The sequence below is a fragment of the Timonella sp. A28 genome, from assembly GCF_051200815.1.
Taxonomy (GTDB): Bacteria; Actinomycetota; Actinomycetes; order Actinomycetales; family Cellulomonadaceae; genus Timonella.
The window spans coordinates 1837927-1859392 of the sequence record NZ_CP195159.1; the positions used below are offsets into that span (position 1 = coordinate 1837927).

A 21466-nucleotide genomic window follows, 5' to 3' on the forward strand; every position below is an offset into this window, starting at 1 on the left:
GTCCTCTATGACAAGGTTGATCTATGACTTTGACGAATGATTCTGCTTTTGATCATGCGCAACGTGTTTTGCCGGGTGGCGTGAATTCGCCGGTGCGCGCATATCAGAGTGTTGGTGGTGCTCCTCGGTTTATTGAGTCTGCTCGTGGCGCGTATGTGACTGATGTTGCTGGTCGCGAGTATGTGGACTTGGTGTGTTCGTGGGGTCCTGCTTTGTTGGGTCATGCTCATCCTGCGGTTGTTGAGGCGGTGCAGCAGGCTGCGGCTCGTGGGTTGTCTTTTGGTGCGCCTACCTTGGCTGAGGTGGAGTTAGCTGAGGAGATTCAGCGCCGGGTTCCTGCGGCGCAGCGTGTGCGTCTGGTGTCTACGGGTACTGAGGCGACGATGACTGCGGTTCGGTTGGCGCGTGGGTTTACTGGTCGTTCCATCATTATTAAGTTTGCTGGCTGCTATCACGGGCATGTTGATTCGTTGTTGGCTGAGGCTGGTTCTGGTGTTGCAACGCAGGCTTTGCCTGGGTCTGCTGGTGTTACTCCGGGTACTGCGGCTGACACGTTGGTTCTTCCGTATAACGATCTTGAGGCTGTTGAGGCTGCGTTTGCGGCGCATCCTGGTGAGATTGCCGCTGTGATTACGGAGGCTTCTCCAGCGAATATGGGTGTGGTTCCACCGCATCCTGGGTTTAATGAGGGGCTGCGTAAGCTCACGCATAAGCATGGTGCGTTGCTTATTTTCGACGAGGTCCTTACTGGTTTCCGTTGTGGTCCTGCTGGCTGGTGGGGTTTTGAAACCCGCGAGTTGGGCGCCCAGTTCACGCCTGACATTTTCACTTTTGGCAAGGTTATTGGTGGCGGTATGCCGGTTGCGGCGATCGCTGGTTCGGCAAAGGTGATGGATCATTTGGCCCCTGTTGGGCCGGTGTATCAGGCGGGTACGCTTTCGGGTAATCCGGTTGCTGTTGCTGCTGGTTTGGCAACGTTGAAGGCTGCCGATGATGCCGTTTATGATGCCGTGTTGGCTGCATCGATTGCTGTTGGTGAGGCTGTTTCTGAGGCGTTGACTCGTCAGGGTGTGGCGCATAAGGTGCAGCGCGCTTCGACTCTGTTTTCGGTCATGTTTGGGCCGGATGCTGCGGAGCGTGGCAGCCGTAATTATGCCGATACGCAAGCTAACGAGACGTTTAGGTATGCTCCGTTTTTTCATTCCATGCTTGAGCAGGGTGTGACGTTGCCGCCGTCTGTTTTTGAGGCGTGGTTTGTGTCGGCTGCGCATGATGATGCTGCGATTAACCGCATTATTGAGGCGCTTCCGCGGGCTGCTCGGGCGGCTGCTAACGCAACGCATCCATAGGGGTGCGTGCCTATTACTGTGGATAAAACTGAAAGGGGCGAACAGTCTACTGACTGTTCGCCCCTTTCAGTTGTTGGTGTTTTAGGCGGTTTCTTCTTCGAGTTGTGAGTTTTCTTCGTCTTGTAGGCGGGAGAATAGCTCAGATAAGTGTTCGTGTTCGCTAACAACTATTAAGTTTTTAAAGTAGTGCTCTAGTGCCGATACGTAGTCGAGTTTCTCTGGTTGTAGCAGCCACTGGACTTGTAGGCCTTCAAGGAAGGCAATGATTTCGATGGATACGTGGTCGATGCAGAGTTCTGGTTTGAGGATTCCGAACTCTTGGATGACGACGAGTGCACGGCGGTAGTCGTCACGCATTTTGTCGTAGCGACGAACGTAGAATTCGTGTGCTGGATAGTCTGGGTCTGACGCGTAGATTGCTTGTGTGGTGAAGAGTTGGATCATGCCGAGGCGGTCAAAGCTGAAACGCATGAAGTCTACGAAGGCTTCGATGACTTCCCACACGCGTTCTTGCTGGTGTTCAAGGTTTTCGAATGATTCTCCGAATGGGTCTTCAAAGAATCTGTCTCCGAGGCTTGAACGTTTTTCGAGAACTGCTAACAGCAGGTCATCTTTTGATGGGAAGTGATATCGCAGTCCTGCGTGGGTAACGCCCGTGCTTGCGGCTATCTCTCTCATTGATGCGCCGTGGTAGCCGAACTCTGCAAAGTGTTCGAATGCTGCTGCGAGGATCTCTTCGCGTCGGCGTCGTCCACTTTCGTACATGGTTCCTGGTTCTCGTGGGCTGGTGAGCCTACCGAGTACTTTTTCTTCTGGCTGCGCTAAAGCGTCTTTGCCATTATTTCCCCTGCTCATGATTAGGAGTATTTCACCGATGTGGCTTTCATGCGAGGAATTCTCATTCGTTGCGCGTTTTTTCGTTATATCGGCGTAGTCTGGGTAGAAAATCGCTCCTGGAGGTTTAATGTTCAACGATATTGATGAGCTCGCTGTGGCGATGATTGACGGGCGCGAAACGACGCTTGGCGAATGGTCTGATTCGGTCAAGCTCGTCGTGAATGTTGCGAGCCGGTGTGGGCTCACCCCGCAGTATGAGGGTCTAGAAAACTTACAGAAAACGTATGGTTCACGAGGTTTTACTGTGTTGGGTTTTCCTTCTCAACAGTTTTTGCAGGAGTTGAACTCTGAAGAGAAGATCTCTGAGTACTGCTCGTTAACGTGGGGTGTCACATTTCCGATGACGCAGCGTGTGCGAGTGAACGGCAAGAAGAAGCATCCTCTGTATGCGATCTTGCATGACGTTGCCGATACAAACGGGTACTCGGGCCGCGTGCGATGGAATTTTGAGAAGTTCTTGATCACGCCCACCGGAGACATTCAACGGTTTGCTCCCACGACTGAGCCGGATTCCGCGGACATCGTTTCAGCTATTGAAGCGGCACTCGCCCGTTAATGTACGTGGTGGTGTTCAACGCCGGTTCCGCCGATTTTTCCTGTGGTTTGCGTCGATCCACAAGAAAACGAAAGCCATGACTCCAAAGAACACAATGAAACGCAGAAAAGTGTTTGTGGTGGGGAAAATGAGGCGTACCGCAATGGAAACGATGATGGACAGCACCAGTGATGCGAACAGTGATGTCACGGGCCCTACCCCGCGGCCTTCATTGTCTAGGCCTAAGTATCGTTTGATGGTTTCCACAGCCTAAGTGTGTCATGTAACGGGATTGCCTTGTTTACGCAATAAAAAACATACCCCCTGGGGGTATGTAAAGATACCCCTAGGGGGTATAGTGGAGACGTAAGCATGCACGAAAGGACAACCATGGCTGGCTATAGCGGAACAAAAGAGGACTACCTCAAGCGCCTTCGACGCATTGAAGGACAAGTCCGTGGAATCGCCAGAATGGTCGATGAGGACACCTACTGCATTGATGTTCTCACCCAAATCTCTGCGGTCACCAAAGCCCTACAATCCGTAGGCATTGGACTCGTCGAAGACCACCTTGGCCACTGCGTAGTAAACGCCGCAAAATCTTCCGACGAAGAAGGCCAAGAAAAAGTCTCAGAAGCCGCAGAAGCCATAGCCCGACTCGTACGCAGCTAACCCCGTCGCACTACCCCACAACACAGTTAAGGACCGCATCATGGCAACAGTCACCACACTCATGGTTCCAGGAATGACCTGCGGACACTGCGTCTCAGCAGTAACCAAAGAACTCGAAACCATCACCGACGTAGAAAACGTCTCCGTGGAACTACGCAAAGGCGAAGAGTCCGAAGTGACGGTATTCTCGGATGCACCACTCGAAGACGAAGCCCTACGCGCGGCAATCGACGAAGCCGGATACGAAGTTGCATCCATCAGCGTTGACGCACAAGCACTAGCCACCCAATCAGAAGAGCAAGGTCGCGAAGAAAACAAAAGCGAAGACCTCGGACTCGTCGCAGCAGGCACACCAAGCGCGGCTCGCGGTGGGTGCGGCTGTGGAAACTGCAACTGCAAGTAATCCAACCGTTTTCGTGCACACCGCACATGCTTGACCGCACTGGGACTGACTGGGCCCCTTCTTGGGGCCCACGCATCCCTACGTGCGCTGCCTGACTGGGCCCCACGCGAATGTGCGCCGTCCTGCGGCATTCCCACCACAGTCGATCCAAGAAGATGATTCTCATGAGTGACGCAAACGAAACTCACACACTTCCAGTAATTGCCGAACTTGATCTTGCCGTATCCGGCATGACCTGCGCTTCGTGTGTTGCACGCGTGGAAAAACGCATCAATAAAATCCCCGGTGCCACCGCAACAGTGAACCTTCCACTGGAATCAGCGCATGTGAAACTTACCGAGCCAGTGCCGTCTGAAGACATTATTGCGGCTATTGAGCAGGCCGGATACGAAGGCACCTTAACTGCACGTCAAGACATGCAGCACACAGAACATCACGGCGCACCCTCGCAAACATCCCACACCGACGACGTACTTGAACATGCGGGCGGACACGAAGGGCACACCGGCGAAGCCGACACATCCGCGCCTACCGCAGACCGTGGGGCCGTGCTCAAGCCGCGACTCATAGGCTCCGCACTATTGACGTTCCCCGTGCTCGTGCTATCCATGATCCCCGCGCTACAGTTCACCGGATGGCAGTGGCTGGTTGCTGTATTAACTCTTCCCGTAGTGACGTGGGGGGCGTGGCCTTTCCACAAAGCAGCGTTCCGTGCGGCACGCCACTGGTCCTCAACAATGGACACCCTCGTATCTGTTGGTGTTATCGCCGCGAGCGCATGGTCACTGTGGGCACTGCTGTTTGGTGGTGCTGGCGCGCTTGGCATGAAAATGCAGGTGTCGTTGTTCCCTGCCGCATCTGACCATGGCATGAACATGCCTGAACTGTATTTTGAGGTTGCCGCTGTTGTTACAACGTTCTTGTTAGCGGGACGCTACGCCGAACACCATTCTCGGCGCAGCGCAGGCGACGCATTGCGTTCTTTGCTGGAAATGGGCGCTAAGGAGGCGCACCGCGTACATATTGACGCGCAGGGCAAGCGGCATGAAACTCGTGTGCCCATAGATCAGCTTGTGCGTGATGACCTCTTTACTGTTCGCCCGGGAGAGAAAGTCGCTACGGATGGTGTCGTTGTTGAGGGCACGTCTGCAATTGATACATCGTTACTAACGGGCGAGCCTGTCCCTGTGGAAGTTGGTCCCGGCCACAACGTTACGGGTGCAACAGTCAACACGTCTGGGCACCTTCTGGTGCGGGCAACGCGTGTCGGTAAAGATACGACCCTCGCTTCTATCGGTAGGCTCGTCACTCAAGCGCAAACAGGTAAAGCCCCTGTGCAGCGCCTCGCTGACCGTATTTCCGCTGTTTTTGTGCCTATCGTTTTTGTTATCTCTGCGCTGACTTTTACGGCGTGGATGGTCTTTGGTGATTCCACGCAAGCTGCCTTCACCGCAGCCGTTGCCGTGCTGATCATTGCGTGCCCATGTGCGCTTGGCCTTGCTACTCCTACGGCGTTGCTTGTTGGTTCTGGTCGTGGCGCACAATTAGGTGTCCTCATTAAAGGGCCAGAAATCCTTGAATCTACTCGTCGTATAGACACCATTGTTTTGGACAAGACTGGCACGGTCACCCAAGGGAAAATGACTGTCGAGTCGGTGTTTGGTGCTGCTGAAACGCTGGAATATGCGACGGCATTAGAGAAGAAATCTGAGCACCCTATCGCTCAAGCGATCGTGCATTATGGTGAAGCTTCTTTGCCTGCCACACCTAGTGACAGCTCCGATGTTGACCGTTCTTTGGAAGTGTCTGATTTTCAGAACACTGCTGGCGGCGGGGTGTCTGGCATTGTTCGTCGCCCTCATTCTGGTGTTGGCGTGGGCGCCCGCGTATTTGTTGGCCGCCCGGCATGGATGGCAGAACAAGGCTTACAAGCGGCCTCTGCCGATGTGCAGCACGCTTTCGACGAAGCTGAAGCAACGGGCGCCACTGCTGTTGCGGTGGCATGGAACGGCAGTGTGCACGGTGTCATTGTGTTACGTGACCCGTTGAAAGAGACTTCTGCTGCCGCTATTGCGGAGTTCAAAGGACTTGGACTCACCCCGATGCTCCTTACTGGTGACAACGCGGGTGCGGCACGTGTTGCAGCACGCGCTGCTGGCATCGACGAACAGCATGTTATTGCTCAAGTTCTTCCTGACCAAAAAGTAAGCGTTGTCGAAAAGTTGAGGGCTGAGGGTCGCGTCGTTGCCATGGTCGGTGACGGCGTGAACGATGCTGCAGCGCTGGCTACAGCCGATCTTGGCTTGGCCATGGGAACAGGCACTGACGTAGCTATTGAGGCAAGCGACATCACGCTTGTGCGCGGTGATTTACGTGCTGCGGCTACAGCGATTCGGTTGTCTCGTCGTACATTGCAGGTTATTAAACAGAACCTGTTCTGGGCGTTTGCTTACAACGTTGCCGCTATCCCTCTTGCAGCGTTAGGTCTGCTCAACCCAATGATTGCTGGTGCTGCTATGGCGGCTAGCTCTGTGATTGTGGTGGGTAATTCCCTTCGCTTGAGGCGTGCCGGCTAGCTTTCGTTAAGGTGTTCAAGGGCGCGGCGGATAACGCACTGATTTTCCCAACCTCTCCACGACTTCATCACCTTGTCACACCTTTCAACGCATAATGTATGGCGTGGATTAGGCTCATACGTGCAGCCCAACACGCCCCCGAACCACCACTAGTCACACAAGGACTGAGTTGACCTCGCCATCCACTGAAGAACTCAACGCCGTCGCCCAATGGGCCCTCAACCTCATGGAGGCGCTCGGCGCACCCGGAGCCGGCGTCGCCATCGCATTAGAAAACCTGTTTCCCCCGCTCCCCAGCGAAATCATCCTTCCGCTCGCCGGATTCACCGCAAGCCTCGGCACATTCACGCTCCCCAGCGTGCTCTTCTGGACCACCTTGGGCTCCGTTGTAGGTGCCCTCGCGCTCTACGGGGTCGGCGCACTCCTCGGACGTGATCGCCTCATCGCCATCGCAGACAAGATGCCGCTCATCAAAGTCAGCGACGTCATCATGACCGAAAACTGGTTCACAAAACACGGCTACAAAGCAGTGTTTTTTGGGCGCATGATCCCCATCTTCCGATCACTCATCTCCATCCCTGCAGGTCTTGAGCGCATGCCTCTCGGCAAATTCCTTGGGCTCACTCTTGCTGGCAGCCTCATTTGGAACACAATCTTCGTTGTTGCAGGATTCATGCTCGGCGAAAACTGGAACAAGGTAGAACACATCGCTGGATACGCTAGCGATGCAGTCTTGTACATCATCCTTGGCGCAATCGCGATCTTCGTGCTCGTGCGTATCCGGTCCAGCTTCCCCCGTAAAAAGCCTGCCACTTCCGCAGACGACACCCCTGAATCAGGTACACCACACGGCCAGTAATACATGCCGCTCGCATAGGCGTACACCGCCCCGCCATTACCTCTAGGTGATGGCGGGGTTTTCTTTATTCAATTGCACGACAGCACTACCCACATCACAGTACGTTCCAAGAAAATATCGCTATGGTTGAGCCATGCCCGCATCTTTTCTTCAACGTTTCCGCGCCACCCGCACGCCGCTTTTCTATGCGCTGTTTGCCGCGTTAACAGCCGCTTTCTTCGCCCTAGGACAAGCCTCCGCATTTGCTCACGATGTGCTCATCGATTCCAACCCTAAAGACGGTGACACACTCACTACGGCACCAAAAACGCTGTCACTAGAGTTCAACAACCCTGTCCAAGAGCTCGGTGGCCAGTTCATCGTCAAGAGTTCGGATGGTACCGAAGTCGCATCCGACGCGCCCGCCTCAGCCGGCAGAACAGTCACCTTTGAACTGCCTGAACTCACCAACGACACCTACTCTGTTGCATGGCGTGTCGTGTCTTCGGACTCCCACCCCATCGAAGGTGCACTCACGTTTACCGTTGATGACCCAAACGCAGCCCAAGAAACAACAACACCAACCGCCACCTCCAGCCCAACGGAAACAGCCGAAGCCACCCCTACCGCGGACAACACAACCAGCGATGCTTCTGCAACCACAGTGACCGCACCTGAGACTTCAAACAGTTTCCCACTCGCTGGAGTCCTCATCGGTGGCGGACTTGGACTACTTGCCGGAATAGTTATAGCCATGCGTCAACGCGCTAAAAAGAATGCCCAAGCAGCACCTACTGACGAAGCTGACGACGCAACAGACACATCCGCTGAGTAACCTCACCTCGTTACCAAACACGCAAAGAACACCGAATGTCAGAACTCACCACACGCGACAGGCTCATGCTTGGCGCAGAAATTTGGATAGTCCTTGGCCTGAGCCTCGGAAAATCAGGCGTGTACGCGCTCGTGAATATCGTTGCCCGATTAACCGCTGACACACCATTAAGTGAACAAACAGCAGCGATCAACACAACGCAATCACCGCGCCCATACCTCGATCTGACATACCAAATCCTGTCACTGTTTTTTGCGTTAATGCCCGTAGCCTTAGCCCTTTTCCTGCTTTCGCAAGCAGGAAAAGGCGCGCTACGTCGCATAGGTTTCGACGGCAGTCAGCCGTGGCGTGACACGTGGATTGGTGTTGGTTTAGCAGCCCTCATCGGAATTCCTGGGCTTGCTTTCTACGTTGCTGGCCGAGCAATGGGTATTACCGTGGAGGTGCAGCCTGCGTCCCTCGACTCCTACTGGTGGACAGTCCCCATCCTCATTGTTGCCGCATTAAAAAACGGGCTCCTTGAAGAAATCATCGCTGTTGCCTACTTGCACGATCGGCTACAACGGTTAGGGTGGGGCGTATGGCAGTACATTGCTGCTAGTTCACTATTACGCGGTTCATACCACCTGTATCAAGGCATCGGGCCTTTCTTTGGCAATGTCGCCATGGGCGTTTTGTTCGCTTGGTTTTATCAAACCAAATGGGGTCGCACCCGTGTCATGCCTCTCGTCATTGCCCACACTATCCTCGATATTGTGGCGTTTGTGGGGTATGCGTTACTGCCTCAGTCGTGGCTAGTCGCATTGGGTGTAAGAGCCTGACTGATTTCTTTGGCAACTGATCGCACTGAAAACGCTGCCACGATCTGCACGCTACCGCCAATGAACGCGTAAATACCGATGATTAGGCCAACAATTTCTAAAGCTTCAGAGAAGTCTTTTGCGCCACGCAAAAGCAACATGACTCCGAACATGAAACTCAGCAAACCAAACACGAGCAGCCACGGCCACCCTAAATCTTTATTCTTGGCCAGCACTGCGGCACCAATTATTGAGACGACACCAAGAACAATCGTCCAGATCGTTAGCAGATAGAAAAAGACTGCCACGGTCAGGCTCGGCCACAGCCGCAGCAAAACAGCAAAAGCTGCATCAACTGCCCCTTGAAACAGCCATAACTTCCAGCCGTCTTGGCTACGATGCAGCCACCCTTGGCCCACCACAATTACTGCGTCCACAAGCAAAAACAACCCAAATATCCAAGTCAAGGCTGTCAATGTGTTGAGTGGTTCAATCATGACCAACAAACCCAAAACGATAAGAACCACACCACGCAGCAGCGGAACCCACCACACAACCTTGAGCGCAGGACCAAAATCTGAGATGACGCTTGGTGAATCCGATGACATGTTCACTCCACTTCGTTCAGGCACCGCCAAAAGACGTGTCGTTGTGTCCGTTTTCTTCATAAAACCACACGTCGAACGTTTACGCATGAGATTAGTAACGAGTTTTTCTCTGTGAATCCGGCTGGTTTCTCATAGACTCGTGATATGTCGCTACCGGAAGACTCCCACACCGCAACACCCCCTGTGGGCGAGTTTTTCCGATCACGCATCGACGAAACCTCGGGTAACCCCTTATCAGGGGTCCTCGTACTCGACGATGACGTCACGCGAGTTCGCCAGCCACGCGACCTCATGGGAATCGGAATTGCATTGCTTGGGGTCGTTGCCATCATGGCGTTGGCCGCCTATGCGCAAGCCACCACTATCGGTGTCCAAGAAGACGTACGTGCAGTGTCATCGCTACTCGCAAAAGTTTTCATCATCCCAGTCGTTGTTCTTGAGTCGCTCATTACGCTAGTTATCCCTGTCGCGGTTCTGACAGAACTTGCTATACGACGGATGGGCCGTCAGGTTGTTGAAGCTGCGGCTGCTCTCGCGCTCGGGCTAACCTTGACGCTACTCTTCACGCAAGGGTTGAACTTGTGGGCGTCAGATACGCTCATTCATGGGTTGTCGAACCCAACCTCAACGGGGTGGAACCTCACCATTCCAGGTTATGTTGCCGGTTTGTGCGGCTTGCTTACTGCCGCAGGTCCTCGGACGCGCAGACGAACAGTGGCGTCCTCATGGAATCTGTTGTGGGTGTCCTTGGCGATAGTGCTCGTGCTTGGACAAGTTTCGCTCACTGGTGTTTTTGTTGCATTGCTACTGGGGCGGATTGCTGGGTTAACGGTCCGCTATATTTCTGGCGTCAGCAGCGAGCGCGCCCAAGGTCAGGCTCTTGTGCGTGGTGTGCGTAAGGCAGGGTTTGAGCCTCTTTCCCTTATCCGTGTGCATTCTCTTGCCGACACTGATACTCGCAACAAGCATGCGTATGGTTCTGAGGCTGCGGCTAACGGCTTCCCTATGACAGACGAGTCCCGGTCAGATGCTGCAACGCATCCTTTTACCATCGACACTGACACTCGCGTGTATGCGATGACGAGGCTTGATGGTCCGCGCCTTGATGTTGTTGTTCTTGACGGTGACCGGCAGATCATTGGTTTCATTCAACGCATGTGGCGTTCTATTCGGGTGCGGGGTATCGAAGGTCGTTCTGCTATTTCTTTGCGTGCTGTTGCGGAACGCGCGGCACTGCTGAACTATGCGGCACAGGCTGCTGGTGTACGCAGTCATAAACTTTTGGGAGTTTCTCAGGTCGAGGACTCTATGCTGCTTGTTTTTGAGCATCCAGAGCGTACTGTTCCGGTGAATTCGTTGGATGAGGAACAACTCACTGGCCCGATCATGCGTGAAGCGTGGCGACAAATCGATATTGCGCATAAGGCTGGGCTGGCTCACCGTGCCATCTCGTCGGATGTACTCCTTGTGTCTAACCCGGCCAGCCTTGACCCCGCGTATCCGGCGGTTTCAAGCCCTCAAGTGTGGATAACTGGCTGGCAAAACGGTGACATTGCGTCGACTGCTTTCGGCAGACATATGGACAACGCGCAAATGCTGACGATGTTCGCTTTGGTTGTAGGGCCGGATCGAGCTATTGCGGCTGCACGTGAAGTGTTATCTCAAGATGATTTGCTTGCGGTTGGTCCGCTTTTGCAGTCGGTTGTGTTTCCGAGCATTACTCGTGCGCAAATGCGCGAGCAGAAAACCCTTATCGCTGATTTGCGTGGTGCTCTTGTGCGCGAACTGCCTGAAGCGGATGTTGAGCCGCAGCAGATTGTTCGGTTTGGTGCCCGCACAATCGTGACGTGGGCGATCACTTTTGTTGCCGTAACTGTTGTATTTACGACGATCAAGTTTGATCAAATCACTGAGGCTGTCTCGCAGGCGAATCCGTGGTGGGCTGTTGCTACGTTCGCGCTGGGACTTATCACGTGGTTTGGTGCAGCGATGACGTTTATTGGTTTTGCGTCTGTACGTTTGCCTGTGTTCCGTGCGACCTTGGTGCAGGCGGCAGCGTCCTTTGTTGCTCTTGCCGCGCCTGCCGGTATTGGTCCTGCCGCGTTGAACTTACGCATGCTGACGCAGCGTGGTGTGGCTACGTCTTTGGCTGTTGCGACTGTCGCGTTGGTTCAGGTATCGGGTTTTGTGGTCACAATTTTGTTGGTTGTGATTTTGTCTGTTGCCACTGGTGAGGGTGGGGCGTTACGTGCGCTTCCGTCTACAACGATGATTGTGTCGATTGTGACTGTGGTGCTGGTGGGCGCGTGTATTTTCTTGGTTCCTCAACTCCGTAAGTGGGTGCTGAAGAAGATTCGTCCAACGTTCCGACAGATTTGGCCACGTTTATCTGAGTTGCTGTCTACGCCGTGGCGTCTTGCGTTAGGTATTGCCGGTAACGTCATTGTTACTCTTGGCTACATTTTTGCGTTTAATGCTGCGTTGGCGGCGTTCGGTTATCCGGTTTCTCTTATTGATGTGGCTATCGTGTTCCTTGTCGGTAATACTGTTGGGTCGCTTGCGCCGACACCGGGTGGTATCGGCGCAATCGAGTTTGCTCTCATTACGGGGTTGACGACAACGGCAGGAGTGCCAGCAACTATTGCGACGTCTGCTGTTGTGTTGTTCCGTGTGGCAACGTATTGGGCGCGTATTCCTCTTGGCTGGCTAGCTATGCGATATCTGCAGAAGAAGAACGAACTGTAACGTTTTCTTGGCGTCCAATGGTGAGTACCATTGCACCGATCATTGTGGTGATGGGGATAGCCAAGACTAAACCAATCGATCCGATGAGGGTACGCACTACTTCCACCGCGATTTCGCCTGAGGTCAGTGTTGCGACGATGTCTTGGTCGATGAGTGACACCATCATCAGCATCGGTAGCGCAGCACCAAGATATGCGAAGGTGATGGTGTACACCGTCGAGGCGATGTGGTCGCGTCCGATGCGCATGCCGCGGTGGAAGAGTTCCCACACGCCAAGGTTCGGGTTGACTGTTTTAAGTTCCCACACTGCGGAAGCTTGAGTAATGGTCACGTCGTTGAGCACACCCAAGCCGGCAAGCACCATGCCGCACAGGATGACTGCCCGCATGGATATGCGTGGCTCGATCATCCCTAGCTGGATGAGGTATTCGTCGAGCATCAAAATGTTTGTGCTGTTGACGGCCCAGTCAGCTAGCAGGGTTGTGAGCACCAATCCGATCACAGTGCCTAATAGGGCTGTTGATGTTCTTGTCGTGAAGCCGTGAGCGACATACAACACGACGAACATGACGACGATTGACGTGATCAGGGCGGTAGCGATCGGTTCTGTGCCGGTGAGTAGTGCGGGGAGGGTGAACAGCACGATCACCCCAAATGAGACCGCTAATCCGATGAGTGAGGCGAAGCCTCGCCAGCGGGCGACCAACACGACGAGAAGCGCATACCCTAACGCCATTATTCCGATGGGGAAGGTTCGTTCAAAGTCTTGAAAAACGAATGTTGTTTGGCCGTCTTCGATGGGTATTTCTTGGAACCGCATACGGTCGCCGTCTTCGATGCCTGCTTGCGCGTATTCGGCAGACATCATCACGTCGACGGTTTCGCCGCCGAATTTGTCGTCTAGTTGTACGGGTAGGCTGCCGTCTTCTTCTAGTGGCCCGACGACGGTTCCGGTGAGTATTTCAGCGCCTTCTGCGACGGTGGGGATGGTTCCGCGCGGTGGTGCGTCGGTTGGCCACAGCAGGTACATTCCGACAGCTGAGGCGATAAGCATGGGAATGAGGAGGACGGCAAGGACTATGCGTACACCGCGTGAGGCGCGTGGAGCTGGCCCATGTGAGTGGGAGTGTCCGTGTGAGTGAGAATAATCAGGTTCTGGGTCGGGTTCAGGTTCCGGGGCGCCTGGGTAGTGACCGCCAGGTGTCACTGGAGTAAACCCGTGCCCGCTTGGTTCAGCTGGCTCATATTGCCTAGCGTCCGTGCGACGGCTAGCACGAGTGGGTAGAAGTTCAGTGTGTTGCTGATCGTCAAAACTCACAAGGTCCTCCGGAATACTGATTAGGTAAACAGATAGCCGCCCGCACAACGATGCGGACGGCTACCTGGACTTCAACTGTGTAGTCAGAATCTCAACGAGGAGAGATCACTTAGCGACAGCCTTCTTCAGGAGGCTTCCAGCCGAGATCTTCACGCCGTATCCAGCTGGGATCTCGATCTCTTCACCTGTACGTGGGTTGCGTCCGGTGCGTGCCTTACGCTCAACACGCTCTGCGGAGAACAAGCCGGTAACCCTCACAGCCTCGCCAGCACCAAGTTGTTCGATGAGAACTTCCTGGAAAGCGGACAGTGCAGCGTCAGCGTCAGTCTTGGTGAGACCGGACTTGGAGGCAATTGCCGAAACGAGTTCGGAGCGGTTCAGAGCCATGAACTTCCCTTCTTCGGTCTGAGACTGGTATCTGGTTCTCAGACGTACCTTGGCCTGCCATACGGCGGGCTTACCAGCATAAGACTAAGCCAATTTGTCGCACAGTATGGCCATTTCTCGCGGTTTTTCGGGGTTTTTTCGAAATTCTTGTACGCGGACAACGAAATCCCCTCATTTCCTGACCGCTATGTCCTTTTTCCCGTGATTTCATTGTGGGAAACGGAAGAAAACTGCACGTCCAGCCAGCGCAGTGTGTAGCGTGTCGTATAGGCCGTTTCACCTTCGTGTGAAGCATCAGGGAAACTAGGAACATGGCTCTACAATCGAAATTTCATGCTGGTGATACGGCACCGCAACGTCACGAAACAGATGGCGTTGACAAGATCCTTCTCGCTGAAGCAGCCACTTTCGACGAATCACGCATTCAGTCTGTCTTGGTTGTAGACCCCACAAGCGGCCATCTTCTTGATGATCTTCAGCAGGTCTTCCCACATGCCGCTATTCGAGTTGTCGCAGACTCTCTCGTTGATGAGCGCACTATTCACGCTAGCCACCCTGACGTTGTGCACCCTAGTGGGCTCACCCTTAACGACGAGCCCCAGCAACCTGCCAGCACACACACGGAACGGTATCCTGCCGCAATTTTTTTAGATGTTGATCTTGTTGTGATGCGACTGCCGAAGAGCCTCGACGCGCTTGACGAATTCGCATGTGCGGCAAGCCAAAACCTGCCCACACATGCACGCGTCATTGCTGGGGCGCGCACAAAATATATGACCCACAGTCAGACACAGGTGTTGCACACATATTTTGGGGCTGTTCATGCGTCGTTGGGTCGGTTTAAGTCTCGGGTGCTTCATGCGTCACTTCCAGTGCAACCAACCCAGCAGCCGCAGCCTTACCCGCGCACTGCCGCACTGAGTACCCCGAAGGTCACGTTGGCCGCGCATGGCGGGGTGTTTTCTGGCGTAAAGCTTGATGTAGGTAGCCGTTTTCTTATTGAGCATTTACCCGATCTACTTGCTGCGGTTCCTGATGCAACACTGTTCGTTGATGCAGGCTGCGGCACTGGTGTTCTTTCTGTGGCGATCGCTTCGCACAGAGAAGGTGCGCACATTACAGCGAGTGACGTGTCACGGGCTGCCGTGTTATCCACTCGTGCGACAGCGCAAGAAAACGGTGTGAGCGATCAGGTTGTGTCTTACCAAGATGATGCTCTGACGTCGTTACCTACAGCGAGCGCAGATGTCGTGATCTGCAATCCGCCGTTCCATACTGGTACGGCTCTTGATACGAGTGCTGCGCATCGGATGTTTGAGCAGGCACGTAGGGTGTTGAAGCCTGGTGGAGAGCTGTGGACGGTATTTAATTCGCCGTTGCCCTATAAGCAGGTTCTTCATGCAGAGGTTGGGTCTACTCGCGTGTATGCCACTAATAAGAAATTTACGGTAACGGTGTCTCGCACACCGCAGCCGTAAGTATGTGTGGTTGTTATTTCTTGGTGAGTGCGTCGTGGATGCGTTGTAGTGCCGTGTCGAGCACTTCTGCGGATGTTGCTAGGTTCATGCGTACGTAGCCTTCGCCGCCTGCACCAAAGGTGTGTCCGGGGTTTACGGCGATGTGGGCGTTATGGAGGAGGAACTCTGCTGGGTTTGATCCTAGCGGGATACCTTGTGGTCCTTGTACGTCGGCCATGTGTATCCAGGCGAAGTAGGTTGCTTGGGCTGGCGTGACTGTGGCTTCTGGGAGTAGATGTTGCAGGGTTGTGTGTAGGTGGTTTCGTCGTAGGTCGATGGTGTGGCGTACTGTGTCTAGCCATTGTCCGCCGTAGGTTAACGCTGCGGTGTGGGCTGCAAGTGCGACGGTTCCTGCGCTTTGTGATACTTCTGCAGGGATTACGTCCATTATTGGGTGTGCGTCTGGGCCGCCGATCATGAGGGCTGCTTTTAACCCGGCGAGGTTGAAAGCTTTTGCAGCAGAGAATAGGACAAGTGCACGTTCTGATCCTGGCACGCTGAGTGCGGGAACGAATGGATCGGTTCCGGCTGCTCGTGCTGCCTGGGGTGAGGTGAGTGGGGCGTGGATTTCGTCGACGATCACATGCACGTTGTAGTGGTGCGCGAGTTGGAATACGCGGGTGAGTTCGTCTGTGGTGGGCACGACCCCACTGGGGTTGTGTGGGTTGCATAGGAGGAAGCCGTCGGCCTGTTGGAAGGCTCGTTCGAGTTCTTCAAAGTCGAGTGCGCCGGTGTTGGTCATGTTGGCTTCGACGAGTGCACAGCCAGCGTTTCGAGCGTAGGTTCGAAAGTATGGGTAGACGGGTGTTGTGATGGCGAGTGCGCGGATACCTAATGCTTGGATTGCGTGTGCGATGCCTTGCATAACGTCAGGCATGATGCGGATGTTTGATTCGTCTACGGTGAGGTTCCAGCGTTCTTTTGCGAACGTCACGTAGGCCTGCTCGTAGGAGGGTAGCTGGGTGTAGTCGGCTTCGGTATGGGCGCTGGCTCGTTGGAGTTGTGTTTTTCCTGGGTAGCCGACGTCGCCGAGGTTCACCATCTGTTGGACGACGTTCGCTACCTGTGGGACTGGCGCGCAATCCATTTCTGCTACCCACATTGGTAGTATGTGCGGCTCGTAGCGTGTCCATTTCAGTGATGTGCGTTTACGGAGTTGTTCCAGTGAGTAGGCGTCTAGTGGAGATGCACTGGGTTGTGTGGATGAAACTGTGCGTTGTGACGCTTCTGAAACAGTCATGTATCAAACGTACGTCACGTTGAGAGGTTGTGGAACTTTCGCGTGTACCCCTGCGTTCAGTATGTTGAATGTTGTCCGCGGGTATTATTGCTCAGGTCAAATATATGCAATTGCATACTCCGCACTGTTTGTGGCGTATGTGTACATCATGAGATATAGGTGCAGGCAATGCGAATCAGCGCAGACGCAGCAACTTCAACAGACCCGCACACGAGTGTGGCTCTTACAACGCCAAGCGAACAGTCTTTAGTGGAGGCTGCCCGGCGAGAGTTGGCTGAAGTTCCCGTCAACGATTCGGTGACCACTGCAGAGTTCATGGAGCGTTTGGATTCTCTACGAACGATTGCTGATGGTCTTAACCGCGGCATTCAGCATTTCACTGATTTGAAAACTAGTCACCACAATCTCATGCAGGTGTTAGCGCAAGACATTTCGCATCCGCGCCACATTGCTCGACGAATCGACATGGACCCTGATGCGGTATCGGTCATGCTTGAGAACCTAGACGAAAAAGGGTACGTGCACATAACCGAACGTATAGGTGACCGCATTATTGATGCGTCCCTTACAGATGCCGGTTATGCTGCGTTGAGCCAGGCTGAAGCAATCCAGTTTCGCGCATTAGATGCTTTATTACAGCAGGCCCCTAAGCACGAAGTTGAACGACTTAACGGCTTGCTTGAAGAGGCTACGCACATTGCGCAGGGCATTGTTAGTTCGTTGACTGAACCGGCACTCTGACACGCTTGATAGTTCTTTTGGCTATTTTCTCTACACCTATCTCTATCGTGTTGTGTGCGCAAGTGTGAGTACACGAGTAGATAGTGAAGTTACGCTAAGAGGCATGAACTCTCGGCTCCCGCAGCGATTACGCAAAGTTCTCGCGGCCCCCATTTTCCCGCCGCCGCCCCTTACCCTGTGGGGACGGGTGTGGCGTTATGGGTCTGCTGTGCTGTTCGGTTTCATCTCGCTATTAGCAATCTTTGACATGTTCAAAATTAACGAACTGTCAGATCAGTTGGCTGCGCGATTTCTTGTCATTGAGGTTGTTACCGCCTTCCTTTCTTTCGCTGCTATGGCCTGTCGACGACGTTTCCCTCTCGTTGCTGGTGTTACTGCCGGACTAATGGCGAGCGTTTCTGTGCTGGGTGCTGGTGCCACCACAATCACGTTGATTAGTGTTGCGACGAGACGTCGGTGGCGCGAGATCATTCCCATGTTTATGACGTGGGTTGGGTGCGCCATCATCGTAGGTCGCGTTGTGGATCTTCCGCATTTGCAATCCAATGCAACGCCCACGTCCATTGCAACGATTACGCTTTTCACTTTGTGTCTTGCCATTGGTTTCTATATTGGGTCTCGTCGAGAATCGGCTGCTTCTCTCCACGCACAAGTTGAGTCCCTTGAAGAGGCAAAGCATGCGCGTGAGCAAGAGGCTCGCGTTAAGGAACGCGCACGCATTGCGCGAGAGATGCATGACGTGCTGGCTCACCGTATTTCGCTCGTATCGTTACACTCTGGCGCGTTGGCGTACCGCACCGATTTGAGTGCTGAAGAAGTGCGTGAAGCGGCCGCAATTATTCGCGATAATTCGCATCAAGCACTATCAGAATTGCGTGAAATTTTAGGGGTTTTACGTGACCCGTCAAGCGTGGTCAACGAGGCCCCCGACGCGCCACAACCAACGCTTGCAGATCTCGATAGCCTCATTCGTGATGCCCGTCTTGCCGGAACCCGCGTCAACGTTCATGTTGAACGAAACACCGTGGAGCAGCTACCTCACCTTGTGCAAGCAACGAGCCGTAACGCGTATCGAGTGCTGCAAGAATGTCTCACAAACGTTCGAAAACACGCTCCGCACGCGCTAACCGATATTCTTATTGAGCGTACCTCTCCAGAAACGTTCATTATTGAGGTCAGCAACCCGGTGCGACCCCTTGCGTTTAAGGAGGAAACCGTCCCTGGTTCTGGTTTGGGGCTGGTTGGTATGGCTGAACGCGTGCGTTCCTCTGGCGGGACCTTATCGAGCGGTATCGTCAATAATCGTTTTGTTGTGCATGCTTCTTTACCCTGGGTTTCTAAGGAGACTGATTCGTGAGCCAGCCAAGTGAACAGCAGATTCGTATCTTGCTTGTCGACGACGATGCACTTGTGCGCGCAGGTTTGCGGCTCATTTTGGGTGGGCACCCTGAAATCACTGTCATCGGTGAGGCAGGAACGGGCAGTGATGGTGTTGCCCAATACGAGCAGCTACATCCTGATGTTGTGCTCATGGATATTCGTATGCCGGAGATGGATGGGCTTTCTGCAACAGCGCATATTCTTCGTCGTAATCCGCAAGCCAACGTCATTGTGTTAACAACTTTTGACTCTGATGAGTTCATTGTGAAGGCGTTGCGTGCTGGAGCTCGAGGGTTCTTGCTCAAGGACACATCTCCAGAAGAGTTGATTCGGTCGGTGAAGCTAGCTGCTTCGGGCCAGCCGACGCTCTCCCCTACTGTTACGGCGCAGCTCGTCGCTAAGATTACGCAGACACCTGATGATTCTGCGCAGCGTACGGCATTGAAATCGTTAGAACTGTTGACGGAACGCGAATTAGAAGTTGCTCAAGCCATTGCTCAGGGGTTGTCTAACTCTGAGATTGCGCAGGCCTTATACATGAGTGTCCCTACGGTTAAAACGCATATTTCTCGGATTTTTACTAAGTTTGAGGTAGACAACCGAGTGCAGATTGCGATCCGCATGCATGACGCAGGACGAACTGCTTGAAGTTTCAAGCAATAGGTATACTGTTCGTATGACACCAGAGAGCACATCATCACACGAATGGCTCAACGAACATGAGAACGAAGCGTGGGTAGCGCTCGTCGACCTCATGCTCAGACTGCCCAGCACCCTGGATTCCAAACTCCAAAAAGAATGCCACCTGAGCTTCTACGAATACATGGTGCTCGCCATGCTCTCCGAGCAACCAGACAGAACACTCGGCATGGGAACACTTGCCGGCCTCACATCCGGATCCCTATCTCGGCTCTCACACGTCATTACACGCCTAGAAAAAGCAGGCTACGTAACCCGAACCCGCGGAAGCCACGATAAAAGACACACGAACGCACACCTCACCGAAGCAGGCTGGGAAAAAATCGTTGACAGCGCACCCACCCACGTGGCGCAAGTACGCGAAACAGTATTTAACGCACTGAGCAACGAACACGTACAGCAACTGACAACCATCGCAAACGCAATACGCATCAACCTCGATGCAGACTGCCTCGGCCCTAAAACAGGCAAAGAATCACGCGATAAAACAGACTAGTCGCAGCAACCCTGCGTCACGAACGCGCTTCCCGATCCTCTTCACGCAGCCTAGGTTCCGTGCGCAAATGCGGTTTTAATCCAGACTTATCCTTGTAAAAATCACGGACAAAATCCATATCCGCATGCACGTCGCCTGTCGGAGTGAACGTCGCCCCCAGCCCACTCGTCATCGTGTCCCGGTCTACATAGCCGAGCGTAATAGGAACACCCGTCTGCATAGCGATCCGGTAAAACCCTGACTTCCAGTATTTTCCGGTGCCACGGGTCCCCTCAGGGGTCACAACAAGCACAAAAGAATCATCGCTCTTGGCCTGCTTTACTAAATCTTCTACGAGGCCATACGGGCGTTTACGATCAACCGGAATGCCGCCCAAAGCGCGCATAAGAATCCCCAACGGGAACTTAAACAGGGAATCTTTACCCAAGAACCGAACTTTAATACCTAGTTCCCACGCAATACCCAACATCAAGATGAAATCCCAGTTGGACGTGTGCGGGGCACCAATCAAAATACTTGGCTTGCCCGGCTCGGGAACAACCGTTGACACGTGCTCCCACTTACTGATCTTCCAACCGACCTTGGCGATTGATCGCCGGATTCCACCGCTCATGTTGAACATTGTCCACCATGAGCGGTAGATCGTCTAAACCAGACGCCGCTACTGCGAAATAGCAAACCCTTTACGTGCCTCTTCAAAGGCCTTGCGCGCATCGTCATTACGGCCGAGCCCGTGATAAATGTCGGCAAGCGCAACCATGCATTCAGCAAATTGGTGTTGCTGACGACGGTCACGGAACTCGTGGGACGCTGCAAGGAAATAAGGTTCAGCCTCGTCGAACTTGTTTTCATTCAACAAAAGTCGACCGATTCCAAGCAGGCACTGACCAACACGGCGTTCGTTATCTTCACGCTCGTAATACGCTAGTGCGTCTTTGTATGCGGCAAGAGCAAGATCGTGTTCTTCTAAGGCTTCGTGCACGCCAGCCAACGAAACCTTCGCGCTAGCAACCTCGTGACTAAGTTTGTTGTCGTCATAGTAGGACAACGCATCGAGATAAAGCAGTCGCGCTTGAGTCATATCTGACTCGCCCCAGCTCACCATGGCAAGGTTCATGTTTGCGTCAGCGACTTGACGGTTCAACCCAGCAAGCTCAAATTCCGCTTTTGCGGTTTCGTAATGGGTGCGCGCAGCGGCAGCGTTAGCTTGGTTCCAGTACACGTCTCCTAGGTTCATTGCACAAATTGCGGCTTGTGCGTATGCGCCTTGAGAAAAGAAGAATGTTCGCGCCTGTTTGAGGGCTTCAACGTTGTTGCCCTCGCTTTCGCCCTGCGATTCCTTTAGTGCATCTACAGCTCGCTGAACGGCATCAGCGGCCCCCGCTACATGTGCATCAAAGTCAGAAGAACTCATGGGGTTGACTGTAGTT

22 protein-coding genes are annotated in these 21466 nt (G+C 53.7%); 14 read left to right on the plus strand and 8 right to left on the minus strand.

Going from position 1 to position 21466, the window contains the following annotated elements:
- Positions 1 to 23: 23 nt before the first annotated feature.
- Entirely contained in the window at positions 24 to 1349 is a 1326-nt protein-coding gene (gene hemL, locus ACR9EC_RS08715; RefSeq protein ID WP_435298843.1) for a glutamate-1-semialdehyde 2,1-aminomutase, read from the plus strand.
- A gap of 81 nt (positions 1350 to 1430) precedes the next feature.
- Here hemL and ACR9EC_RS08720 read toward each other — a convergent pair whose 3' ends face one another.
- Positions 1431 to 2204 carry a TetR/AcrR family transcriptional regulator gene (locus ACR9EC_RS08720; protein ID WP_435298844.1) on the minus strand — a complete coding sequence of 258 codons (774 nt, stop codon included), beginning with the start codon at positions 2202 to 2204 and terminating at the stop codon, positions 1431 to 1433.
- A 109-nt stretch (positions 2205 to 2313) separates the two neighbouring features.
- Here ACR9EC_RS08720 and ACR9EC_RS08725 point away from each other — a divergent pair, with 109 nt between their 5' ends.
- A complete protein-coding gene (locus ACR9EC_RS08725) occupies positions 2314 to 2802 on the plus strand; it encodes a glutathione peroxidase (RefSeq protein WP_435298845.1) in 489 nt (162 codons plus the stop codon).
- Positions 2803 to 2817: 15 nt separating this feature from the next.
- Here ACR9EC_RS08725 and ACR9EC_RS08730 read toward each other — a convergent pair whose 3' ends face one another.
- Complete coding sequence (locus ACR9EC_RS08730; RefSeq protein WP_435298846.1) at positions 2818 to 3048, minus strand: hypothetical protein; 231 nt, start codon at positions 3046 to 3048, stop codon at positions 2818 to 2820.
- A gap of 123 nt (positions 3049 to 3171) precedes the next feature.
- On the opposite strand from ACR9EC_RS08730, the gene ACR9EC_RS08735 reads away from it, so the two are divergent.
- The 6 genes from ACR9EC_RS08735 to ACR9EC_RS08760 all read left to right on the plus strand — a co-directional run bounded on the left by ACR9EC_RS08735 (position 3172) and on the right by ACR9EC_RS08760 (position 8926).
- Entirely contained in the window at positions 3172 to 3453 is a 282-nt protein-coding gene (locus tag ACR9EC_RS08735; protein WP_435300640.1) for a metal-sensitive transcriptional regulator, read from the plus strand.
- A gap of 40 nt (positions 3454 to 3493) precedes the next feature.
- On the plus strand, positions 3494 to 3856 hold the full coding sequence (locus ACR9EC_RS08740; RefSeq protein WP_435298847.1) for a heavy-metal-associated domain-containing protein: 363 nt from the start codon (positions 3494 to 3496) through the stop codon (positions 3854 to 3856).
- Positions 3857 to 4020: 164 nt separating this feature from the next.
- Positions 4021 to 6432: a heavy metal translocating P-type ATPase gene (locus tag ACR9EC_RS08745; protein ID WP_435298848.1), complete on the plus strand. Its 2412-nt coding sequence runs from the start codon at positions 4021 to 4023 to the stop codon at positions 6430 to 6432.
- A gap of 169 nt (positions 6433 to 6601) precedes the next feature.
- Complete coding sequence (locus ACR9EC_RS08750) at positions 6602 to 7291, plus strand: DedA family protein (protein ID WP_435298849.1); 690 nt, start codon at positions 6602 to 6604, stop codon at positions 7289 to 7291.
- Between the two features lie 133 nt (positions 7292 to 7424).
- Entirely contained in the window at positions 7425 to 8105 is a 681-nt protein-coding gene (locus ACR9EC_RS08755) for a copper resistance CopC family protein (protein ID WP_435298850.1), read from the plus strand.
- Positions 8106 to 8140: 35 nt separating this feature from the next.
- Positions 8141 to 8926: a CPBP family intramembrane glutamic endopeptidase gene (locus ACR9EC_RS08760; protein ID WP_435298851.1), complete on the plus strand. Its 786-nt coding sequence runs from the start codon at positions 8141 to 8143 to the stop codon at positions 8924 to 8926.
- On the opposite strand, the gene ACR9EC_RS08765 is transcribed toward ACR9EC_RS08760, so the two are convergent.
- Positions 8890 to 9513 (minus strand): HdeD family acid-resistance protein, encoded by a 624-nt coding sequence (locus ACR9EC_RS08765; RefSeq protein WP_435298852.1) that lies wholly within the window; start codon positions 9511 to 9513, stop codon positions 8890 to 8892. The two genes, ACR9EC_RS08760 and ACR9EC_RS08765, sit on opposite strands and share 37 nt — an antisense overlap.
- A 144-nt stretch (positions 9514 to 9657) precedes the next feature.
- On the opposite strand from ACR9EC_RS08765, the gene ACR9EC_RS08770 reads away from it, so the two are divergent.
- Complete coding sequence (locus ACR9EC_RS08770) at positions 9658 to 12258, plus strand: lysylphosphatidylglycerol synthase transmembrane domain-containing protein (RefSeq protein ID WP_435298853.1); 2601 nt, start codon at positions 9658 to 9660, stop codon at positions 12256 to 12258.
- Here ACR9EC_RS08770 and ACR9EC_RS08775 read toward each other — a convergent pair.
- Together ACR9EC_RS08775 and ACR9EC_RS08780 are read right to left on the minus strand one after the other, a co-directional pair.
- Positions 12224 to 13576, minus strand: coding sequence for a YibE/F family protein (locus ACR9EC_RS08775; RefSeq protein WP_435298854.1), 1353 nt, complete (start codon positions 13574 to 13576; stop codon positions 12224 to 12226). The genes ACR9EC_RS08770 and ACR9EC_RS08775 overlap by 35 nt on opposite strands.
- Positions 13577 to 13681: 105 nt before the next feature.
- Entirely contained in the window at positions 13682 to 13963 is a 282-nt protein-coding gene (locus ACR9EC_RS08780; RefSeq protein WP_435298855.1) for an HU family DNA-binding protein, read from the minus strand.
- Between the two features lie 311 nt (positions 13964 to 14274).
- On the opposite strand from ACR9EC_RS08780, the gene ACR9EC_RS08785 reads away from it, so the two are divergent.
- Positions 14275 to 15441, plus strand: a complete 1167-nt coding sequence (locus ACR9EC_RS08785; protein ID WP_435298856.1) for a class I SAM-dependent methyltransferase — start codon at positions 14275 to 14277, stop codon at positions 15439 to 15441.
- Positions 15442 to 15454: 13 nt separating this feature from the next.
- Here the strand turns inward: ACR9EC_RS08785 and ACR9EC_RS08790 are convergent, their stop codons facing one another.
- A complete protein-coding gene (locus ACR9EC_RS08790; RefSeq protein ID WP_435298857.1) occupies positions 15455 to 16720 on the minus strand; it encodes an aminotransferase class I/II-fold pyridoxal phosphate-dependent enzyme in 1266 nt (421 codons plus the stop codon).
- 168 nt (positions 16721 to 16888) lie between these two features.
- Here ACR9EC_RS08790 and ACR9EC_RS08795 point away from each other — a divergent pair, with 168 nt between their 5' ends.
- The 4 genes from ACR9EC_RS08795 to ACR9EC_RS08810 all read left to right on the plus strand — a co-directional run bounded on the left by ACR9EC_RS08795 (position 16889) and on the right by ACR9EC_RS08810 (position 20036).
- Positions 16889 to 17461 (plus strand): MarR family winged helix-turn-helix transcriptional regulator, encoded by a 573-nt coding sequence (locus ACR9EC_RS08795; protein ID WP_435298858.1) that lies wholly within the window; start codon positions 16889 to 16891, stop codon positions 17459 to 17461.
- 103 nt (positions 17462 to 17564) lie between these two features.
- Positions 17565 to 18818 carry a sensor histidine kinase gene (locus tag ACR9EC_RS08800; RefSeq protein ID WP_435298859.1) on the plus strand — a complete coding sequence of 418 codons (1254 nt, stop codon included), beginning with the start codon at positions 17565 to 17567 and terminating at the stop codon, positions 18816 to 18818.
- Complete coding sequence (locus tag ACR9EC_RS08805) at positions 18815 to 19489, plus strand: response regulator (RefSeq protein WP_435298860.1); 675 nt, start codon at positions 18815 to 18817, stop codon at positions 19487 to 19489. The genes ACR9EC_RS08800 and ACR9EC_RS08805 overlap by 4 nt, the downstream gene beginning before the upstream one ends.
- A 28-nt stretch (positions 19490 to 19517) precedes the next feature.
- Complete coding sequence (locus ACR9EC_RS08810) at positions 19518 to 20036, plus strand: MarR family winged helix-turn-helix transcriptional regulator (protein ID WP_435298861.1); 519 nt, start codon at positions 19518 to 19520, stop codon at positions 20034 to 20036.
- A 16-nt stretch (positions 20037 to 20052) separates the two neighbouring features.
- On the opposite strand, the gene ACR9EC_RS08815 is transcribed toward ACR9EC_RS08810, so the two are convergent.
- Both ACR9EC_RS08815 and ACR9EC_RS08820 read right to left on the minus strand, forming a co-directional pair.
- Positions 20053 to 20649, minus strand: coding sequence for a 1-acyl-sn-glycerol-3-phosphate acyltransferase (locus ACR9EC_RS08815; protein ID WP_435298862.1), 597 nt, complete (start codon positions 20647 to 20649; stop codon positions 20053 to 20055).
- A 48-nt stretch (positions 20650 to 20697) separates the two neighbouring features.
- Complete coding sequence (locus ACR9EC_RS08820; RefSeq protein ID WP_435298863.1) at positions 20698 to 21450, minus strand: tetratricopeptide repeat protein; 753 nt, start codon at positions 21448 to 21450, stop codon at positions 20698 to 20700.
- Positions 21451 to 21466 lie beyond the last annotated feature (16 nt).

Coding starts and splice junctions, on each gene's coding strand:
- ACR9EC_RS08740 (WP_435298847.1), top strand. CDS start 3,494: ATGGCAACAGTCACCACACTCATGGTTCCAGGAATGACCTGCGGACAC.
- ACR9EC_RS08815 (WP_435298862.1), bottom strand. CDS start 20,649: ATGAGCGGTGGAATCCGGCGATCAATCGCCAAGGTCGGTTGGAAGATC.
- ACR9EC_RS08800 (WP_435298859.1), top strand. CDS start 17,565: ATGAACTCTCGGCTCCCGCAGCGATTACGCAAAGTTCTCGCGGCCCCC.
- ACR9EC_RS08785 (WP_435298856.1), top strand. CDS start 14,275: ATGGCTCTACAATCGAAATTTCATGCTGGTGATACGGCACCGCAACGT.
- ACR9EC_RS08760 (WP_435298851.1), top strand. CDS start 8,141: ATGTCAGAACTCACCACACGCGACAGGCTCATGCTTGGCGCAGAAATT.
- ACR9EC_RS08720 (WP_435298844.1), bottom strand. CDS start 2,204: ATGAGCAGGGGAAATAATGGCAAAGACGCTTTAGCGCAGCCAGAAGAA.
- ACR9EC_RS08770 (WP_435298853.1), top strand. CDS start 9,658: ATGTCGCTACCGGAAGACTCCCACACCGCAACACCCCCTGTGGGCGAG.
- hemL (WP_435298843.1), top strand. CDS start 24: ATGACTTTGACGAATGATTCTGCTTTTGATCATGCGCAACGTGTTTTG.
- ACR9EC_RS08780 (WP_435298855.1), bottom strand. CDS start 13,963: ATGGCTCTGAACCGCTCCGAACTCGTTTCGGCAATTGCCTCCAAGTCC.
- ACR9EC_RS08735 (WP_435300640.1), top strand. CDS start 3,172: ATGGCTGGCTATAGCGGAACAAAAGAGGACTACCTCAAGCGCCTTCGA.
- ACR9EC_RS08820 (WP_435298863.1), bottom strand. CDS start 21,450: ATGAGTTCTTCTGACTTTGATGCACATGTAGCGGGGGCCGCTGATGCC.
- ACR9EC_RS08755 (WP_435298850.1), top strand. CDS start 7,425: ATGCCCGCATCTTTTCTTCAACGTTTCCGCGCCACCCGCACGCCGCTT.
- ACR9EC_RS08795 (WP_435298858.1), top strand. CDS start 16,889: ATGCGAATCAGCGCAGACGCAGCAACTTCAACAGACCCGCACACGAGT.
- ACR9EC_RS08725 (WP_435298845.1), top strand. CDS start 2,314: ATGTTCAACGATATTGATGAGCTCGCTGTGGCGATGATTGACGGGCGC.
- ACR9EC_RS08765 (WP_435298852.1), bottom strand. CDS start 9,513: ATGTCATCGGATTCACCAAGCGTCATCTCAGATTTTGGTCCTGCGCTC.
- ACR9EC_RS08810 (WP_435298861.1), top strand. CDS start 19,518: ATGACACCAGAGAGCACATCATCACACGAATGGCTCAACGAACATGAG.
- ACR9EC_RS08745 (WP_435298848.1), top strand. CDS start 4,021: ATGAGTGACGCAAACGAAACTCACACACTTCCAGTAATTGCCGAACTT.
- ACR9EC_RS08790 (WP_435298857.1), bottom strand. CDS start 16,720: ATGACTGTTTCAGAAGCGTCACAACGCACAGTTTCATCCACACAACCC.